General features: G+C 70.7%; 14 protein-coding genes. 4 read left to right on the plus strand and 10 right to left on the minus strand.

Annotated features, from left to right (window positions below):
- Positions 1 to 24 precede the first annotated feature (24 nt).
- From qcrB to ctaE, 4 genes are all read right to left on the minus strand, one after another.
- Positions 25 to 1,608 (minus strand): cytochrome bc1 complex cytochrome b subunit, encoded by a 1,584-nt coding sequence (gene qcrB / locus GFD30_RS12930; RefSeq protein ID WP_322633206.1) that lies wholly within the window; start codon positions 1,606 to 1,608, stop codon positions 25 to 27.
- A complete protein-coding gene (gene qcrA / locus GFD30_RS12935) occupies positions 1,605 to 2,729 on the minus strand; it encodes a cytochrome bc1 complex Rieske iron-sulfur subunit (protein WP_407649043.1) in 1,125 nt (374 codons plus the stop codon). The genes qcrB and qcrA overlap by 4 nt, the downstream gene beginning before the upstream one ends.
- The gene (gene qcrC / locus GFD30_RS12940; RefSeq protein ID WP_322633208.1) at positions 2,723 to 3,529 is read right to left on the minus strand and encodes a cytochrome bc1 complex diheme cytochrome c subunit; all 807 of its coding nucleotides are present in this window, start codon (positions 3,527 to 3,529) and stop codon (positions 2,723 to 2,725) included. The genes qcrA and qcrC overlap by 7 nt, the downstream gene beginning before the upstream one ends.
- A gap of 189 nt (positions 3,530 to 3,718) precedes the next feature.
- A complete protein-coding gene (gene ctaE / locus GFD30_RS12945) occupies positions 3,719 to 4,333 on the minus strand; it encodes an aa3-type cytochrome oxidase subunit III (RefSeq protein WP_322633209.1) in 615 nt (204 codons plus the stop codon).
- Positions 4,334 to 4,536: 203 nt separating this feature from the next.
- Between ctaE and GFD30_RS12950 the strand changes: the two genes are divergently transcribed.
- On the plus strand, positions 4,537 to 4,986 hold the full coding sequence (locus GFD30_RS12950; RefSeq protein ID WP_407649044.1) for a hypothetical protein: 450 nt from the start codon (positions 4,537 to 4,539) through the stop codon (positions 4,984 to 4,986).
- Positions 4,979 to 6,043, plus strand: a complete 1,065-nt coding sequence (gene trpD / locus GFD30_RS12955; protein ID WP_153025625.1) for an anthranilate phosphoribosyltransferase — start codon at positions 4,979 to 4,981, stop codon at positions 6,041 to 6,043. Before GFD30_RS12950 ends, trpD begins: the two co-directional genes overlap by 8 nt.
- 165 nt (positions 6,044 to 6,208) lie before the next feature.
- Here trpD and GFD30_RS12960 read toward each other — a convergent pair whose 3' ends face one another.
- From GFD30_RS12960 to GFD30_RS12970, 3 genes are all read right to left on the minus strand, one after another.
- Positions 6,209 to 6,988 carry a zinc ribbon domain-containing protein gene (locus GFD30_RS12960; RefSeq protein WP_153025626.1) on the minus strand — a complete coding sequence of 260 codons (780 nt, stop codon included), beginning with the start codon at positions 6,986 to 6,988 and terminating at the stop codon, positions 6,209 to 6,211.
- A gap of 1 nt (position 6,989) precedes the next feature.
- Complete coding sequence (locus GFD30_RS12965; protein WP_153025627.1) at positions 6,990 to 7,814, minus strand: Nif3-like dinuclear metal center hexameric protein; 825 nt, start codon at positions 7,812 to 7,814, stop codon at positions 6,990 to 6,992.
- A 248-nt stretch (positions 7,815 to 8,062) separates the two neighbouring features.
- Positions 8,063 to 9,301 carry a helix-turn-helix domain-containing protein gene (locus GFD30_RS12970; protein ID WP_153025628.1) on the minus strand — a complete coding sequence of 413 codons (1,239 nt, stop codon included), beginning with the start codon at positions 9,299 to 9,301 and terminating at the stop codon, positions 8,063 to 8,065.
- Between the two features lie 429 nt (positions 9,302 to 9,730).
- Here GFD30_RS12970 and GFD30_RS12975 point away from each other — a divergent pair, with 429 nt between their 5' ends.
- The gene (locus GFD30_RS12975; RefSeq protein WP_153025629.1) at positions 9,731 to 10,054 is read left to right on the plus strand and encodes a hypothetical protein; all 324 of its coding nucleotides are present in this window, start codon (positions 9,731 to 9,733) and stop codon (positions 10,052 to 10,054) included.
- Here GFD30_RS12975 and GFD30_RS12980 read toward each other — a convergent pair.
- Positions 10,051 to 10,845, minus strand: a complete 795-nt coding sequence (locus tag GFD30_RS12980; RefSeq protein WP_153025630.1) for a metallophosphoesterase — start codon at positions 10,843 to 10,845, stop codon at positions 10,051 to 10,053. The two genes, GFD30_RS12975 and GFD30_RS12980, sit on opposite strands and share 4 nt — an antisense overlap.
- Before the next feature lie 149 nt (positions 10,846 to 10,994).
- On the opposite strand from GFD30_RS12980, the gene GFD30_RS12985 reads away from it, so the two are divergent.
- Positions 10,995 to 13,049, plus strand: a complete 2,055-nt coding sequence (locus tag GFD30_RS12985; RefSeq protein ID WP_322633211.1) for a M3 family metallopeptidase — start codon at positions 10,995 to 10,997, stop codon at positions 13,047 to 13,049.
- A 205-nt stretch (positions 13,050 to 13,254) separates the two neighbouring features.
- Here GFD30_RS12985 and GFD30_RS12990 read toward each other — a convergent pair whose 3' ends face one another.
- Together GFD30_RS12990 and GFD30_RS12995 are read right to left on the minus strand one after the other, a co-directional pair.
- Positions 13,255 to 14,880, minus strand: coding sequence for a stealth family protein (locus GFD30_RS12990; RefSeq protein ID WP_153025631.1), 1,626 nt, complete (start codon positions 14,878 to 14,880; stop codon positions 13,255 to 13,257).
- A 302-nt stretch (positions 14,881 to 15,182) separates the two neighbouring features.
- A complete protein-coding gene (locus tag GFD30_RS12995; RefSeq protein ID WP_153025632.1) occupies positions 15,183 to 15,824 on the minus strand; it encodes a 2'-5' RNA ligase family protein in 642 nt (213 codons plus the stop codon).
- Positions 15,825 to 15,865 lie beyond the last annotated feature (41 nt).

Genomic DNA, 15,865 nt, shown 5'->3' on the forward strand with positions numbered 1-15,865 from the left:
CGGGGCCCGTTCCTCGGTTCGTCGCTAGTGCTTGCCCGACTCGATCTCGTCGCGCGCGGCGCCGCCGTTGTCGGACGGCTCCTCGATCGACTTGAAGAAGCCGCGGTCGGTCGGCGGGAGCGCGCCGACGCGGTTCATCTTCTTCGGGACGACCCAGCCGTTGTACTCGATCTGCGTGTGGCCGTGCTCGTCGGGCTCGGCCAGCGGCTGGTGGACCTCGTAGAAGCGCCCGTTCGGGTCGCGCATCAGGATGCCCGTCTCCAGGCCGTGCGCGAGGACCTCGCGGTCGTGCTGCTGGAGGCCCAGGCAGATCCGGTACGTCACGTAGTACGCGATGATCGGCAGGACCACAATGCCGATGCGGCCGGCCCAGGTCATCGCGTTCAGGCTGATGTCGAACTTCTCGGCGAACACGTCGTTGCCGCCGGAGACGGCGCCGACGACCCAGAAGACGACCACCATGACGCCGAGGCTGGTGCGGCCCGGGTTGTCGCGGGGGCGCTGGAGCAGGTTGTGGTGCGCGCGGTCCTTGGTGAACCGCCGCTCCAGCGCCGGGTACACCAGCGGGAGCAGCACCGACAGGCCCATGCCCGCGATCGCCGGCCAGAACACCGCCGGCAGCGTGAAGTACGGCGGGATCCGGAACTCCCACGCCGGGAACAGGCGGATGAGGCCGTCCAGGTACATGACGTAGAAGTCGGGCTGGGAGGCCGACGACACGACCGACACCTCGTACGGCCCGAACAGCCAGATCGGGTTGATCTGGAACAGGCCCGCCATGGCGGCGATCACGCCCCAGATGAACAGCATGAAGCCGACCTGCTTCATGACGTAGTTCGGGAACATGCGGAAGCCGATGACGTTGTGCTCGGTGCGTCCCGGTCCGGGCCACTGGGTGTGCTTCTGCGCAAACACGAGGCCGATGTGGACCGTGATGAGCGCCAGCAGGATCAGCGGGAAGATGAAGACGTGGATGATGTAGATCATCGAGATCACGTCGGTGCCCGGGAACTGGCCGCGGAACAGCGCCGCCGAGGCCCAGGGGCCGATGAACGGCACGGAGGCGGTCATGCCCTCCATGATGCGCAGGCCCGTTCCGGAGAGGCCGTCGTCGGGGAGCGAGTAGCCGAAGAAGCCCTCGAAGAAGCCGACCCAGAAGAGGATGATGCCGATCATCCAGTTCGTCTCGCGCGGCGCGCGGAACGCGCCGGTGAAGAAGATCCGGAGCATGTGGATGAGGATCGACGCCATGAACAGCAGGGTCGCCCAGTGGTGCATCTGCCGCATGAACAGGCCGCCGCGGACCTCGAAGGAGAGGTCCAGCGAGGACTCGTAGGCCCGCGACATCTCGATGCCCTGAAGCGGCACGTACGCGCCGTTGTAGGTCACCTCGACCATCGACGGCTCGAAGAACAGCGCCAGGAACGTGCCCGAGAGCAGCAGGAGGATGAACGAGAACAGCGCGATCTCGCCCAGGAGGAAGGACCAGTGGTCCGGGAAGACCTTGTTGAACAGGATCCGGACCGGCGCGGCGAGCTTGAAGCGGTCGTCGAGCTCACCGCCGGCCTTGGTCAGCAGGCTGTCGCTCGTGCCTTTGCGGCGTTTCACTTCTCATCCTCCTCGGGGAGGGACGGGCGGTTCCAGAACGCCGGGCCCGGGGGCACCAGGAAGTCCGACGTGGCGACGAAGTAGCCCTCGTCGTCGACCGTGATCGGCAGCATCGGCAGGTGCCGGGTGGCCGGGCCGAACACGGGGGCGGCGTTGTCCACCACGTTGAACTGCGACTGGTGGCACGGGCACAGCAGGCGCTGGCTCTGCTGCTCGTACAGCGAGGCCGGGCAGCCGACGTGGGTGCAGATCTTGGAGTAGGCGACGAAGTTGCCCCAGATGGCGTCGACGTCCTGGTACATCGGGTACAGGTTGCCCCGCAGGGTCTCGGCGTCCGCCTCGCGGAGGTGGATGAGCAGCGTCGGCGCGGTCGGGAACTGGTTGGTCGCGCCGTGGTCGATCGCCGGGTAGACGGTGATCTGGCCGCCGGCGGAGACCATGTCCGGCCGCACGAGCGCGCCGTCCTTCATCATGAGGCGGATCGGCTCGCCGTCGTTGTACCGCTCGGCGTTCCAGCCGGTGACGGTGTACATGTCGCCCGGGTCCTTGAGCAGGGCTCCCAGCGGCGCGACGGCCGCGAGGCCGAGCGGCGCGGCGGCCAGCAGGGCCGACTTGACCAGGAACGGCCGGCGGCGCAGGCCCATGTCCTCCACCAGCGTGTCCACGGTGGACTCGGCGATGCGCCGGTCGTCCTTGGACGAGCCGCCGTCGTGGCGGTCCTGGACCAGCTCCTCGATCGGGAGGAGCTTCTTGGCCCAGGTCAGCACGCCGAGCGCGAAGAACAGCAGCGAGAAGCCGAGCGTCGCGCCGATGACCGGCGTGTACCAGGTCTGCGGGTCGCGCCAGGTCGCGGCGCCCTCGTACTCCCAGGGCCACCAGATGAACGCGGCCACGAACAGGGTCGCGAAGAGGCCCGAGAGCAGGAACAGACCGGAGACGATGCGCTCCATGCGCTTCTCGGCCTTCGTCCCCGGACGCGGGAAGCGCGGCTCGTAGTGAATGATCTCGATGTCGTCGCGGCGCAGGCCCTCCTTGTAGACCTCGAAGCGGGTCAGCTTCGGGTCGTCGAGGTCGACGGGCGCGACCTCGTCACGGGCGCTGTCGTTGTGGGCACTCACGATTTACCTGCAATCCAGAGCGTGGTCAGCAGGAGCGCAGTCATGCCGACCAGGAAGATGGCCAGACCTTCGGTGGACGGGCCGTACCGTCCGAGGGTGAAGACGCCGCCCGGGTCCTTGTCGTCGTTGACGACGTACTGGACGTAGGCGATGATGTCGGCCTTCTGCTCGGGGGTGAGCTCGTTGTCCGCGAAGACCGGCATGTTCTGCGGGCCGGTGAGCATCGCCTGGTAGATCTCCTCGTCGGAGACCCCTTCGAGCGCGGGCGCCTCGGCGCCGGAGGAGAGGGCGCCGCCGCCGCCGGCGTAGCCGTGGCAGGAGGAGCAGTTGACGCGGTAGAGGTCGCCGCCTTCGCCGACGTCGGCGTGCTCGACGAGCGCCGCGAGGTCGTCGGGCACCGAGGCGCCGCCGCCGAGGTACTCGATGTAGGCGCCGATCCAGGCGGCCTCTTCCTCGGTGAACTGCGGGTAGTTGTCGGGGGCCTGGGCGCCCTGGGCGGCCATCGGCATGCGGCCGGTGTTCACCTGGAACTCGACGGCCGCCGAGCCGACGCCGATGAGGCTCGGGCCGCGGCCCTCGATGCCCTCGCCGTCGTCGCCGTGGCAGGAGATGCAGCTCGTGTCGTAGAGCTCCTGGCCCTTGACGACCTCGGAGTCGATCGCGTTGTCCTCGGCCTCCTGCGCGTACAGGCTCGGCGAGAACACCGAGTAGAGCCCACCGACGATGACCAGTGCGCCGGTGAACCTGGCCAGCGCGCCGAGGCGCTTGCGCCAGCCTCGCCGGCGTTTCGCTGATGCAGCCACGGTTGTTGCCTCACCTTTATCTAGCTCTCGGACCGGGCGGGAGCCCCCTGTCGGGAGCCTCTGCTCGGCCGGCGGCCGCCTCCGGGTGGCGGCCGTCGCGATTCTCGGATGTGGCCTCGACGCAGGGCCGAGGCCGCTTGCCTTGGGCCGCAGGCGCGTCCGGGTGGGGGCGCGGGCGGCCGGTCAGTCTCAGTACTGGACCATCGGAAGGAAGTAGATCACGGCGAACAGCGCGATCCAGACCACGTCGACGAAGTGCCAGTAGTAGGACACCACGATGGACGCGGTGGCCTGGGCGGCGTTGAAGCGGCCCATCGTCGTGCGGATGAGGTAGACGATGAACGCGATGAGGCCGCCGGTGACGTGCAGGCCGTGGAACCCGGTGGTCAGGTAGAACATGGTCCAGTAGCCGTCCGCCGAGATCGAGTGCCCCTCGGTGACGAGGTTGCGGTACTCGTTGACCTGGCCGAGGACGAAGACCAGGCCCATGATGAAGGTGACCGCGAACCACAGGCGCAGCTTGTAGACGTCGCCGCGCTCGGCCGCGAAGACGCCGAGCTGGCAGGTGACGGAGGAGGCCACCAGGATCACGGTGAAGGCCAGCGCGTAGGGGATCTCGAGGTGGTGGTAGCCCTCCTCGAACATCGAGGGCGCGGCGGCCTGGATCGAGAAGTACATCGCGAACAGGCCCGCAAAGAACATGAGTTCGCTGCTCAACCACACGATGGTGCCGACACTGACGACGTTGGGCCGGGTCAGTGAGTGGATTCGGCTGGGGTCGATAGTTGCTTCGGCGGCAGTCACGGGCACATTATTACGGTCCGGCGGGCGCAAGCTGCGCATGGGGTGTGTGCTTCGCGCGTGTCGGGCGGAGTAGGCTTCCGGCCTCCTCGCATCGTGTGCGCAGGTCATTCATGGTTCGCCTACTGTAGGCATTCCCGAACGGCTCGGCGGCGGCGCCGGTCTTCCCATTTCAGTGTGGCCGGTTTAATATGCGAAGCGTGAGCATCTCAACGGCTGAGTACGCAGTCCTCCTTTACAGTCATCGACCCGCGGTCATCGAGCAGATGCGCTCGGCCATCGGCGAGGAGCCGGTCGAGGGGGTCGCGATCGAGTACGCGGTCGCCGGGGAGTACGACGAGGCGGTGGCCCTCATCGACAAGTACGAGATCGACCTCGTCCTCCTCGACGGGGAGGCCCAGCCCGCCGGCGGTCTCGGGATCGCCCGGCAGCTCCGCGACGAGTTCGACGAGCCGCCGCTGCTGGCGGTCGTGGTCGCGCGGGACGCGGACCGGTGGCTGGCGGCGTGGTCGCGGGCGGACGCGGTGCTCAAGCACCCGCTCAACCCCGTGACGACCGGGCAGACGGTAGTAGACTTGCTGGTCAGCCGGGCAGAACGCACGGCGCCGGCGCAGCGCGCCGCCTTATATCTCTACCCCGGGAGACGCAATGCCTGATCCGACCTGGCCCGACGTCCTCGCACGCCTGTCGAGCGGCGACCACCTCGACGAGGCCAGCGCCGACTGGGCGATGGCGGAGATCATGGCGGGCAACGCCGATCCGGCGCAGCTCGCGGCGTTCGCGGTGCTGCTGCGCTCGAAGGGTGAGACGCCCGAGGAGATCGGTGCGATCGCGGGCCGGATGCTCGCGGAGACGACCCGGCTGGACCTGACGGACCTGGGCGTGGCGGTCGACATCGTCGGCACCGGCGGCGACGGTTCGAACTCGGTGAACATCTCGACGATGGCGGCGATCGTGGTCGCGGCCGCGGGCGTGCCGGTGATCAAGCACGGGAACCGCTCGGCGTCCTCGAACGTGGGGTCGGCGGACCTGCTGGAGGCCCTCGGGGTCGACCTGGAGGCCACGGCCGAGCGGGTCGAGGCGTCGGTGCGCGAGGTCGGCATCGGGTTCGCGTTCGCGCGGACGTTCCACCCCGGGATGCGGCACGCGGGTCCGATCCGGGCCGCGCTCGGCATTCCGACGGTGTTCAACCTGCTGGGGCCGCTGACGAACCCGGGCCAGCCGCAGGCGGGCCTGATCGGGTGCGCGGACCCGGTGAAGGCGCCGCTGATGGCGCAGGTGTTCGCGGCCCGCGGGGCCTCGGTGTTCGTGGTCCGCGGCGACGACGGCCTGGACGAGATCTCGACGTCGTCGACGACGTCGGAGTGGATCGCCTCGGGCGGCCGGGTGTCGCAGGGCTCGATCGACGTCAAGGAGTTCGGTCTGACCAACGCCGGTCCTGAGGCGCTGCGCGGCGGGGACCTGGAGTTCAACACGAACGTGGCGCGCCGGGTGTTCGCCGGCGAGACCGGGCCGGTGCGGGACGCGGTGCTCATCAACGCGGCGGCGGCGCTGGCGTCGCGCCAGGGGCTCATCGACGGCGTGGACCTGCACGACGTGAAGATCCGCCGGGGCCTGCTGGGCGCGAACCTGGAGCTGGCGTCGAAGGCGATCGACGGGGGCGCGGCGACGGCGCTCGTGGAGCGCTGGGCCGAGTTCAGCAAGCGGTCCTGACCGCGGGGGCTTCCCGCCGCACACTCGGCGCGGGCCCGGACGAGGCGCGGGGGCTTCCCGCCGCGCACCCGGCGCGGGCCCGGGACGAGGACGTTCGGGATTCGTGGGACACGGCGAAGGGGGCGGAACGCGAACGCGTTCCGCCCCCTTCGGCGTCCCGGTCCGCTACTCGTACTTCTTGAGCTCGTCCTCGGAGGCGAGCGTGCGCGGGGCGGTGCTGGGGAGTTCGGTGCGGATGAGGACGCAGCCGCACTCCTCGCAGCGGAGGACCTCGTCGATGGGGGCGGACTTGATCGGGATCATGTCGGCCGGGGACTTCTCGATGCGGCAGGAGCCGCAGCGGCGGCCGACGAGTTCGGCGGCGGCGATGGGCTGCTTGGCGTGGATGCGCTCGTAGAGTTCGACGAGGCGGTCGGGGATGTTGATGGCGAGGGCCTGGCGGGTGGAGGCCGCGTCGGCGGTCTCGGCCTCGATCTCGGCGAGGAGGCGGGCCCGGTCGGCTTCGGCGTCGGCGAGGACGCGCTCGGCCTCGCCGAGCTGGCGGCGGGTCTCGGTGAGCTCGGTGTCGAGCGCTTCGCGGCGCTCCATCAGTTCGAGCTCGTCGTCCTCGAGGCTGGCCTGGCGGCGGGCGAGGGACTCGAGTTCGCTCTGGAGTCCTTCGAGTTCCTTGGCGCCGGCGCCGGAGGCCATGCGGTCGCGGTCGTTCGCGGCGCGCTTCTTGACGAGGTCGACCTCGCGTTCGACGCGGTCGATGTCGCGGTCGAGGTCGGCGATGTCGCCGGTGAGGTTGGCGGCCTTGTCCCCCAGGGCCCGCAGTCGCTGCGACGCGGTCGCGAACGCCGGGTCGGCGTCGAGCTTCCGGCGGCGCTGCGCCAACTGGGTGAGGGTGGTGTCGACCGCCTGGAGTTCGAGCAGTCGTCGCTGATCGAAGAGGTCGGCTTTCAACTCAGTTCACCCCGGGTTTCTGGTGGATGGTCCATGGATCGGTGTCGAGGTCGGAGACGATGACGTCGTCGACCAGACGGGACAGTGGTTCGGCAACAGTATCGAGCCAGGGCCGCTCGGTCGCCCAGTGGGCGGCGTCGATGAGGGCCGGGCCGCTTCCGGCGAGGTGCTCGCTGACGGGGTGGTGGCGGAGGTCGGCCGTCAGGTAGGCGTTCGCGCCGGCGGCCGCGGCGTCGGCGAGGAAGGCGTCGCCGGCGCCGCCGCAGACGGCGACGGTGCTGATCCGGCGGTCGGGGTCGCCGGCGGCGCGCACGCCCCACACGGTCGGCGGGAGGGCCTCGGCGGCGTGCTCGACGAGCTCGGCGAGGCTGAGGGCGGTCGGGAGGCGGCCGATGCGGCCGGTGCCGCGTCCGGAGCCGTGGTGCTCGGGGCCGTCGAGGGGGCGCAGGGGCCGCAGGTCGACCAGGCCGAGCCGGTCGGCGAGGGCGTCGGAGACGCCGGGGTTGGCGACGTCGGCGTTGGTGTGGGCGACGTAGAGGCCCATGCCGGACTCGATGAGGGTGTGGACGAGGTCGCCCTTGTAGTTCGCGGCGGGGTCGAGGCTGGAGACGCCGCGCAGCAGCAGCGGGTGGTGGGCGACGATGAGGTCGCAGTCGGCCTCGATCGCCTCGATGACGGTGGCGGGGACGACGTCGACGACGCAGAGGACCCGGCGGACCGAGTTCCCGCCGCGGCCCAGGACCAGGCCGACGCGGTCCCACTCCTCGGCCCAGCGGCGCGGGTACAGGTCGTCGAGTGCCGCGGTGATCTCGCTGATCGTGCGCATGCCCGTGAGTCTATTGACGGGTCGGAGGCCGCGGTGAGGGGTGTGCCCGGAGCCTGAGCAGCGGCGGCTCCGGGCGCACTCGCGCACCGTGCGCGCGGGAAGGTGCGTTCGCGCACCCCGGCGGGTCGGCACCCGGGTCCGTCCGTTCGATCGCGAGGCGGGGGCTCCGATACCCGGTCGTATCGGGAGGCCGCGTCAGCGCGGCGAGCGGGCGGAGCGGGCGGCCGCCGGGGATGCGCGAGCGCCCCCTAGGCGAGGGCGCCCACCTCCTCGGCGAGGCGGCGCACGTCCTGGGCGGGTTCGCCCTTGGTGCGGTGCAGGATCTGGTCGATGAGGTCGACGGCGAGCGGCCGGCAGCGGATCTCCGCGGGGGCGTTGCGGTCGGCCGTCACGAGGTGGCGGCCGGCCTGCTCGATGTCGCCGACCTGGACGCAGGCCCGCGCCATGTCGAGGTAGTGGTGCGCGCGCCGCTCGGCGACGAGGTCGCCCAGCGCGGCGGGCGGGATGGACTCGTGGACGGCGAGCGCGTCGGCGCCCTCCCCGAGTTCGACGAAGGCGGCGGCGCGGTGCAGCTGCACGTTCGTCGGCCCGAACGAGGTGTAGTAGTAGTTCGCGTCGCGGCCGAGGACGGTCGCGGCGCGGGAGGCGCTGTCGAGCAGGTCGTCGCAGGTGGTCGCGTCGCCGGCGAGCGCGGCGGCCATGGCGCCCTGGAGGAGCAGCGCGCCGTAGACGCTGATCGCGGCCGGGCTGGAGGACTCGCCGCCGTGCTCGGAGATGAGGCCGTGGGCGACTTGGACGTTGAGGTCGAGCGCGGCCTGGTAGCGGCCGAGCGAGCGGAGCGCGTTGGCGACCCGCGTGGTGGCGATGCCGGCCAGGAGCGGGTCGTTGCCGCGGTTGGCGGCGGAGATGGCGCGGTCGGCGGCGAGCCAGGCGAGCTGGGCTTCGCCGAGCTTCCGCAGCACCGTGGAGGCGATCTGGTAGACCTGCGTCATGAGTTCGGCGGCGTCGGCGCTGGTGCCGCCGACGGGCCGGTCCTCGGCGACGGGCGTGTCGCGCAGGAGCTGGATGAGCGACCGGGCGACGACCGGGTAGTGGCCCTTCTCGAATGCGAGCCAGCAGTAGTTCACGGCCCCTTTGAGTTCGGGGATCGGCGTCGGGTCGATCGGGGCGGCTTCGAGGAAGCGGCCGAGGCGCTCGTAGCGTTCGAGCGACTGCCTGATGGATTCGACCTCGACCTGGTCGAGGCAGCCGCCCAGGCCCGGGCGGCGGCGCGGTTCGCGGCCGAGGAGCTGCGCGGCGTCGACGTTCAGCGCTTCGGCGAGTTCGGTGATGACCGAGTACTTGTCGAGGCGGCGGACGCCGCGCTCGATCTTGTCGACCCAGCTCTTGGACTTGCCGATCCGGTCGGCGAAGACCTGCTGGGACATGCCGCGGCGCTGTCGCCAGTAGGCGACGCGCCGTCCCATCGGTTGCGTTTCGGACTCCATGTCAGACCCCACCGTCTATATAGGAGTTACACGTGGACTTCGGGACTTTCGTGTCTCGCAGTTGCGTGCGGTGTGCAGTTGTGGTCGCTCGTTCGCAGCGGCTCCCACCGGAGGGCCGCGGCGTGCCGGGGCGCGGTGCGGCTGCCGTCAGCTGTGCTCGGTTGTCTCGACCCGCACGAAGTTCGGTCCGGCCGAAGCCGGACATGCCGCACCGGGCGCCCCGACACTATGTGTTTACCGTCTTTTCGCCTCCGGCACAACGGCCGCGAACTGCCAATGTGACGCTCAGGTGGAGCGTGCTCACAGTCTGACTCGGACGGTCCGGCCCGCTGTCTCCTATCAGGAGATTTGCCGGGTTTCGGTCGCTCGAACTCGTGAAATCTGCACATGCAACGTGTCGATTCAAGGGCCTTACTCGTTGTGTCGGATATGAGACACAACAGAGTCGTCGCCGGTGCGGCCGCCCGCGGAGCCGTCGTCCGCGGCACGGTCGTGCAAGGCACAGTCGTGCACGGCATCGTCGTGGAGCGCCGAGAGCACCGGCGCGCGTTCCGCAGGGCGTTCCTGACCGCCGCCGTCGCCACGGCGCTGGCCGCCGCACTCGGCTACGCGGTCGCCTTCTCTCCCTTGGCCGGATGGGCGACGCTCGGCGTCGCCGCGGCGGGCGCGGTGAGCCTGTGGCTCGAATCGCGCGCGGACCGCGCGGCCACCCCGCCGCCGGTCGCCTTCGTCACCGCCCCGGGCGACGACTAGTCGAGGCGGACCACCAGGCACTTGCCGCCCTGGTACACGCCGCCGTCGATGTTGAGGACGAGGCCGTCGCAGTAGCGGCGGGCCTCGGTGACCTGGGACGGTTCGAGCTCGGTCGTGTCCGGGATGGTGGAGTGGCCGTGGACGAGCTCCTCGCCGCCGAAGGCCCGGAGCATCGCCCGCACCCGGGCCGGGCCCTGCTCGCCGAGGAACTCGTGGCGGCGGGTCAGCTCCCGGAAGAGCTGCCACCACTCCCCCGGCTCCTCGGAGGCGAGGATCTTGCGGACCGCGGTGTTCACCGCCTCCTCGCTGGTGCCGTAGGCGAGGTAGGACTCGCTGTCGGAGTGGACCAGGAGCGAGCGGCCGGCGACGTGGAGGACCCGGCGCGTCTCGAGCCACCGCACCTCGTCGTCGGTGAGGTCGCCGAGCTCGTCCTCAAAGCCGCCGTTGATGACCCACCAGTGGAGGAACTGCCGGTCCATGCCGTCGACGTCGGTGAACGCGACGTCGCCGAAGCGGCGCGAGCCGAGCACCAGCACCTCGTGGTTGCCGATGAGGGTGTCGACGTGGCCGCCCTCGGCGGCGGCCTGGCCGGCGAGCCGGCGCAGCAGCCGCACCACCGCGACGCCCTCGGCGCCGCGGTCGAACAGGTCCCCGAGGATCCACAGGCGCGCGTCGCCACCGGTCCACGCGGCGTCCCCGTCGACGAGTCCGCGAGCGCGCAGCGCCTCCACGAGCGCACCGTAGTGGCCGTGGATGTCGCTGGCCACGAACAGCGGGCTCGATTCAGACATGGTCACGATACTAATGCGGGCCGGCGGGCTCCGGTGAGGTTGTCGGCCGCTGTCGCGCGACCGGGGCCAATGCACTTGCCGCCCGGCAGGTGGGCGCAATAGGATTCGGCCACCGCCATACGAGCCGACCGCCGCGAGGAGCCACCAGCGTGACCGACAACCCGTTCCTGTCCCCGTCCGAACTCCCCTACCAGTTGCCGCCGTTCGCGGAGATCCGGAACGAGCACTACCTGCCCGCGTTCGAGCAGGGCATGGCCGAGCAGCTCGCGAACGTCGACGCCATCACCGCGAACCCCGAGGCCCCCACGTTCGAGAACACCGTCGTGGCCCTGGAGCGGTCCGCGCTGGGCACCTTCAAGCGGGTCAGCCTCGCCTTCTTCAACAAGTTCTCCTCGGACACCGACGACGAGCTCAACGCCATCGAGAGCGAGCTCAGCCCCAGGCTCGCCGCGCACGCCGACAAGATCCTCCTCAACGCGGCCCTGTTCGCGCGCCTGGACGACCTGTGGGGCCGCAAGGACGACCTGGGCCTGGACGAGCAGGACGAGCGCCTCCTCGAGCGGTACCGCACCGAGTTCGTCCGCGGCGGGGCCGCGCTCGACGACGCCGGCAAGGAGCGCCTCGCCGCGATCAACGCCGAACTCGCCGAGCTCGCCTCCAAGTTCAACCAGCAGATCCTCACCGACATCAACGACGCCGCCGTCCACGTCACCGACCGCGCCGAGCTCGAGGGCCTGAGCGAGGGCCAGATCGCCTCGGCCGCCGCCGCCGCGAAGGACCGCGGGCTCGAGGGCTGGCTCATCACGCAGTCGAACTTCTCGCGCCACCCGCTCCTGGAGGACCTGGAGAACCGGGACCTGCGCGAGCGCCTCTACAAGGCCACCGTGGGGCGCGGCAGGGACAACGCCGCGACCCTCCTGCGGATGGTGCGGCTGCGCGCCGAGAAGGCACGGCTGCTCGGCTACGAGCACTTCGCCGCGTACGTCGCCGCCGACCAGACCGCCGGGAACGCCGCGGTCATCGCCGAGCGCCTCGCCGGGCTCGCCGAGGCGTCCGTGCGCAACGCCCGCCGCGAGGCCGCCGAGCTCCAGGAGGTCATCGACGCCGACGGCGGCGGCTTCCAGCTCGCCGCCTGGGACTGGTCGTACTACTCCAAGAAGGTCCGCCAGGCCAAGTACGGCTTCGACGCCGAAGCGCTCAAGCCCTACCTCGAACTCGACCGGGTCCTCGTCGACGGCGTCTTCTTCGCCGCCGAGAAGGAGTTCGGCCTGACCTTCCGGCCCCGGCCCGACCTCCAGGGCTACCACCCCGAGGCCCGCGTGTGGGAGGTCTTCGACGGCCCTCAGGACGGCACCGGCACGCCGCTCGGCCTGTTCCTGGGCGACTTCTTCACCCGCGACTCGAAGAAGGGCGGCGCGTGGATGAACGCCCTCGTCGTCCAGTCCGACCTCACCGGCGACCGGCCCGTGGTCGTCAACAACCTGAACCTCACCAAGCCCTCCGAGGGCCAGCCCGCGCTCATCACCGTCGACGGCGTCACCACGCTGTTCCACGAGTTCGGGCACGCCCTCCACGGCCTGCTCTCGGCCTGCCGCTACCCGAAGACCTCCATGACCTCGACCCCGCGCGACTTCGTCGAGTACCCGTCGCAGGTCAACGAGATGTGGGAGGACTGGCCCGAGGTGGTCGCGAACTACGCCCTCCACCACGAGACCGGCGAGCCGGCCCCGGCCGAGCTCATCGCGCAGTGGAAGGCCGCCGCGAAGTTCGGCGAGGGCTTCGCGTCCACCGAGTACCTGGCCGCCGCGATCCTCGACCAGGCGTGGCACCGCCTCGCCCCCGAGGACGTCCCCGACGGCGGCGACGACCCGTACGCGGCCGTCGAGGCGTTCGAGCGCAAGGCCCTCGAGGACGCCGGCATCCACCTGCCCGAGATCGCGCCGCGCTACCGCTCGGTCTACTTCGCGCACATCTCGATCGGCTACGCCGCCGGGTACTACTCGTACATCTGGTCGGAGATCCTCGACGCCGACACCGTCGAGTGGTTCAAGGAGAACGGCGGCCTCACCCGCGCCAACGGCGACCACTTCCGCCGGACGCTGCTGAGCCGGGGCGGGTCCGTCGACCCGATGGAGTCCTTCCGGCGCTTCCGCGGCCGCGACGCCGAGATCGAGCCGCTCCTGGAGCGGCGCGGCCTGAAGTAGCCGCACGACCCGACAAGACGGGCCCGGGCCGCGGTGCGGCTCGGGCCCGTATCCGTCATGCACGGCGTGTCCGGCACGGGCCCGTGCCAGCAGCAGCCGCCGGCGCGACCCTCCGCTGAGGAATCCCCATGACGGCGGGGCCCTGGGAACCAGCGGCCGCACGCCAGGCAGGCGGGCTCCCGCGAGCCCCGGAGCGCTCGTCCCCCTACAGCGCCAGGTCCTTCTCCCACGGCGAGGCCACCGGGAAGTACGCCTCCAGGAAGCGCCGCATCATCTCCGAGCGCTCCTCGACGAGCTCAGGCGCGAGCCCGGCGTCGTTGATGCAGAACGTCTCCCGGTCGCGCCGCTCCAGCAGCAGCTCCAGGCGCTCGGCGACGTCCGGCATCCCCAGCTCCACGTACGCGTCCTGGGCGTGGCCGGAGACCGCCCGGCCCGAGAGGTACGCGTAGTAGTGCTGGAGGGTCACCGTCGAGACGTCGGTGACGTTCCGGAAGGCGCTCTTGGCGGTCCGGGCCATCTCCTCGTCGAACTCCTTCTCCATCTCGGCGAGCACGCTGCGCTGCAACGGGTACGGGACGTGCTTCATCATCCGCGAGACCGTGCGCCCGAACGCCCGGTCGATGAGCGCCCGGTCGTTCTTGAACGCCGCGTTCGGCGGCGTGTCGGCGCGGCTGACCGGGTCCAGGTCGATGAACGTCTGCGCCGGGAAGAACCGGGCGAGGCCGTTCGGCTCGAAGAAGAGCTGCGGGCCGACCGGGCGGCCCAGGAACATGTCGTCGTTGAAGTACAGGAAGTGCTCGCTCAGGCCCTCGATGCGGTGCAGCTGCGTCTCGATGGAGTGGGAGTTGAACGTGGGCAGCGAGTCCAGGTCGTCGAACAGCTCGCGGTGGTCGACGACCGTGAGCCCCGGCGCGTCCGCGTCGAGCCAGTGCGGGCGCTGCTGGTCGGTCACCAGGTACACGTGGCGCACCCACGGCGCGTTCAAGTGCAGGGAGCGCAGCGAGAACCGCAGCTCCTGGCGGTCGATGTAGCGGGCGGCGTTGGCCGACTCGGCGTGGTACGGCGACTGCTCGGCCTCGGCGCGGCGGCGCAGCCACGCGTGGTCGGAGCCGTCGACCCAGGTGTAGACGACGTCGATCGGGAAGCCGACGTGGTCCGGTCCGGGGCGCGCGAACTCGGCGCGGGTCGGCAGGTTCGGCAGGTCGGCGTGCGCGCCGCCGGCGAGCGCCGTGAAGAGGCGCCCGGGAGCCGACACCCGGGCGCCGTCGCGGCGGACGACGGGACTGATCCGGTTGTGGCGCGGCGCCAGCAGGCGGCCGTCGCCGGTGTCGGTCCAGAACTCGACGTCGCAGCCGTAGTCGGGGCCGAAGACGAGGTCGCGTCCGGTGTCGGTCCACAGCCAGGAGGCGCGCACGAGCGGGACGTCGCCCATGTCGGTGCGGCGGGCCCACTCGGGCTTGTTCAGGCCGAGCTCGGATTCGCGGAAGGCCGGTTCGGGCACGGAGAGCCGCCCGCCGGTGGACTCGCAGAGCATCGCGAGGGCGGTGCAGACGCGCTGGCGGTCGGCCGCGGCGGCGCCGAGGACGGGCCGGGTGAGGCTGAAGCCGGGCACGGCGAAGAAGTCGACGCCGGCGGCGGTGAGGATCGCGGTGACGATCTCGAGGTTGCGCCGCCACACTTCGAGCGGGGTCGGGGCGGCGAGGGCGTAGGCGGGCCGGATCTCTCCGGCGTGGAGGACGTGGCCGGAGGCGAGGTCGGTGAAGAAGCCGTAGGGCTCGGTGACCTCGGTGCGGGCCTTGGCGGCGGGAGGTTCGACCGGTCTGGGCTCCACGAATTCATCGACGGGGCGGACGAACTCGGTCGCTCGGGTTGCGATGCGACGGTCATCGGCTGCGAACAATCGACACCTCCTGACGCTTGCGGCTCTCGCCGATCCGGGGTCTACCGGGACTGCTGCCGGCGCCGTGGAGACGGGTCGCCGTCGACCACATCTGAACGTCACGTGGCCGGGCTCTGACACGTGTCTCAACAGTAGGCCACAGGGCAGTGACAAAATGGTGTCAGATTCGCGTCCGGAGCGTCAACCGCAACGGGCGCCGCCCGGAGGCGACGCCCGCTCGGTTATTGAGATGTCTACGCGCCCAAGGGGATTCGTGCCACGTGTTCCCACGTGTAGGTCGACGCGTCCTCACTTTGGATGACTCGGACCAGGTCTACCCCGGTGACTGTGATTTCCGTCCGACCCGGGCGCACGTCCCGGAGCTTGTTCTGGATGGCGCCGCGGCGCGGGTCGACGGCGGTGCTGCCGGAGCGGTAGGACAGGGAGACGTGCCCCGGCCCCCCGCAGGGGCGCCCGACGTCGCCCTCGACGACCTCGTTGATCGCCTCGACGCAGTTCGCGACGAGCGCGTCGAAGTACGTGCCGGGGAACGTGTCGAGCAGGACGCCGCCGGTCGCGGCGAGCGCGGGCCCGACGGTGAGCTTGAACGCGGGGACCTCGGCGGCCTTCTGCCGCAGGCGGTCGATGAGCTTGCCGCGCGTGTCGTCGGCGATCGTGGCGGCGTCGCACTCGACCGAGGCGACGGTGGCGTGCAGCCACTCGTTCGGGACCGGGAGGTCGCCCTCGGCGAGGTCGATGACGGGCCGGTACGACTCGGAGACGGCCTTGACCTCGTCGAGGTCGGTCAGGTAGACGTGGAGCTTGGTCCATCCGGCCGGCCAGCGCTGCCCTGAACTGGGAGGCTTGGGTCCGGATGTGGGAGCAGATGTGTTCACTGCCGCATCAATGCCTTAGGCGAGTCGGAAGGCCCCGGGGC

It is taken from the genome of Glycomyces albidus, from assembly GCF_009451885.1.
In the GTDB taxonomy this organism is placed as follows: Bacteria; Actinomycetota; Actinomycetes; order Mycobacteriales; family Micromonosporaceae; genus Glycomyces; species Glycomyces albidus.

Excerpts from the sequence above, each read along its gene's own strand:
- GFD30_RS12970 (WP_153025628.1), bottom strand. The coding sequence starts at position 9,301 with ATGGAGTCCGAAACGCAACCGATGGGACGGCGCGTCGCCTACTGGCGA.
- trpD (WP_153025625.1), top strand. The coding sequence starts at position 4,979 with ATGCCTGATCCGACCTGGCCCGACGTCCTCGCACGCCTGTCGAGCGGC.
- GFD30_RS12965 (WP_153025627.1), bottom strand. The coding sequence starts at position 7,814 with ATGCGCACGATCAGCGAGATCACCGCGGCACTCGACGACCTGTACCCG.
- GFD30_RS12980 (WP_153025630.1), bottom strand. The coding sequence starts at position 10,845 with ATGTCTGAATCGAGCCCGCTGTTCGTGGCCAGCGACATCCACGGCCAC.
- GFD30_RS12975 (WP_153025629.1), top strand. The coding sequence starts at position 9,731 with ATGAGACACAACAGAGTCGTCGCCGGTGCGGCCGCCCGCGGAGCCGTC.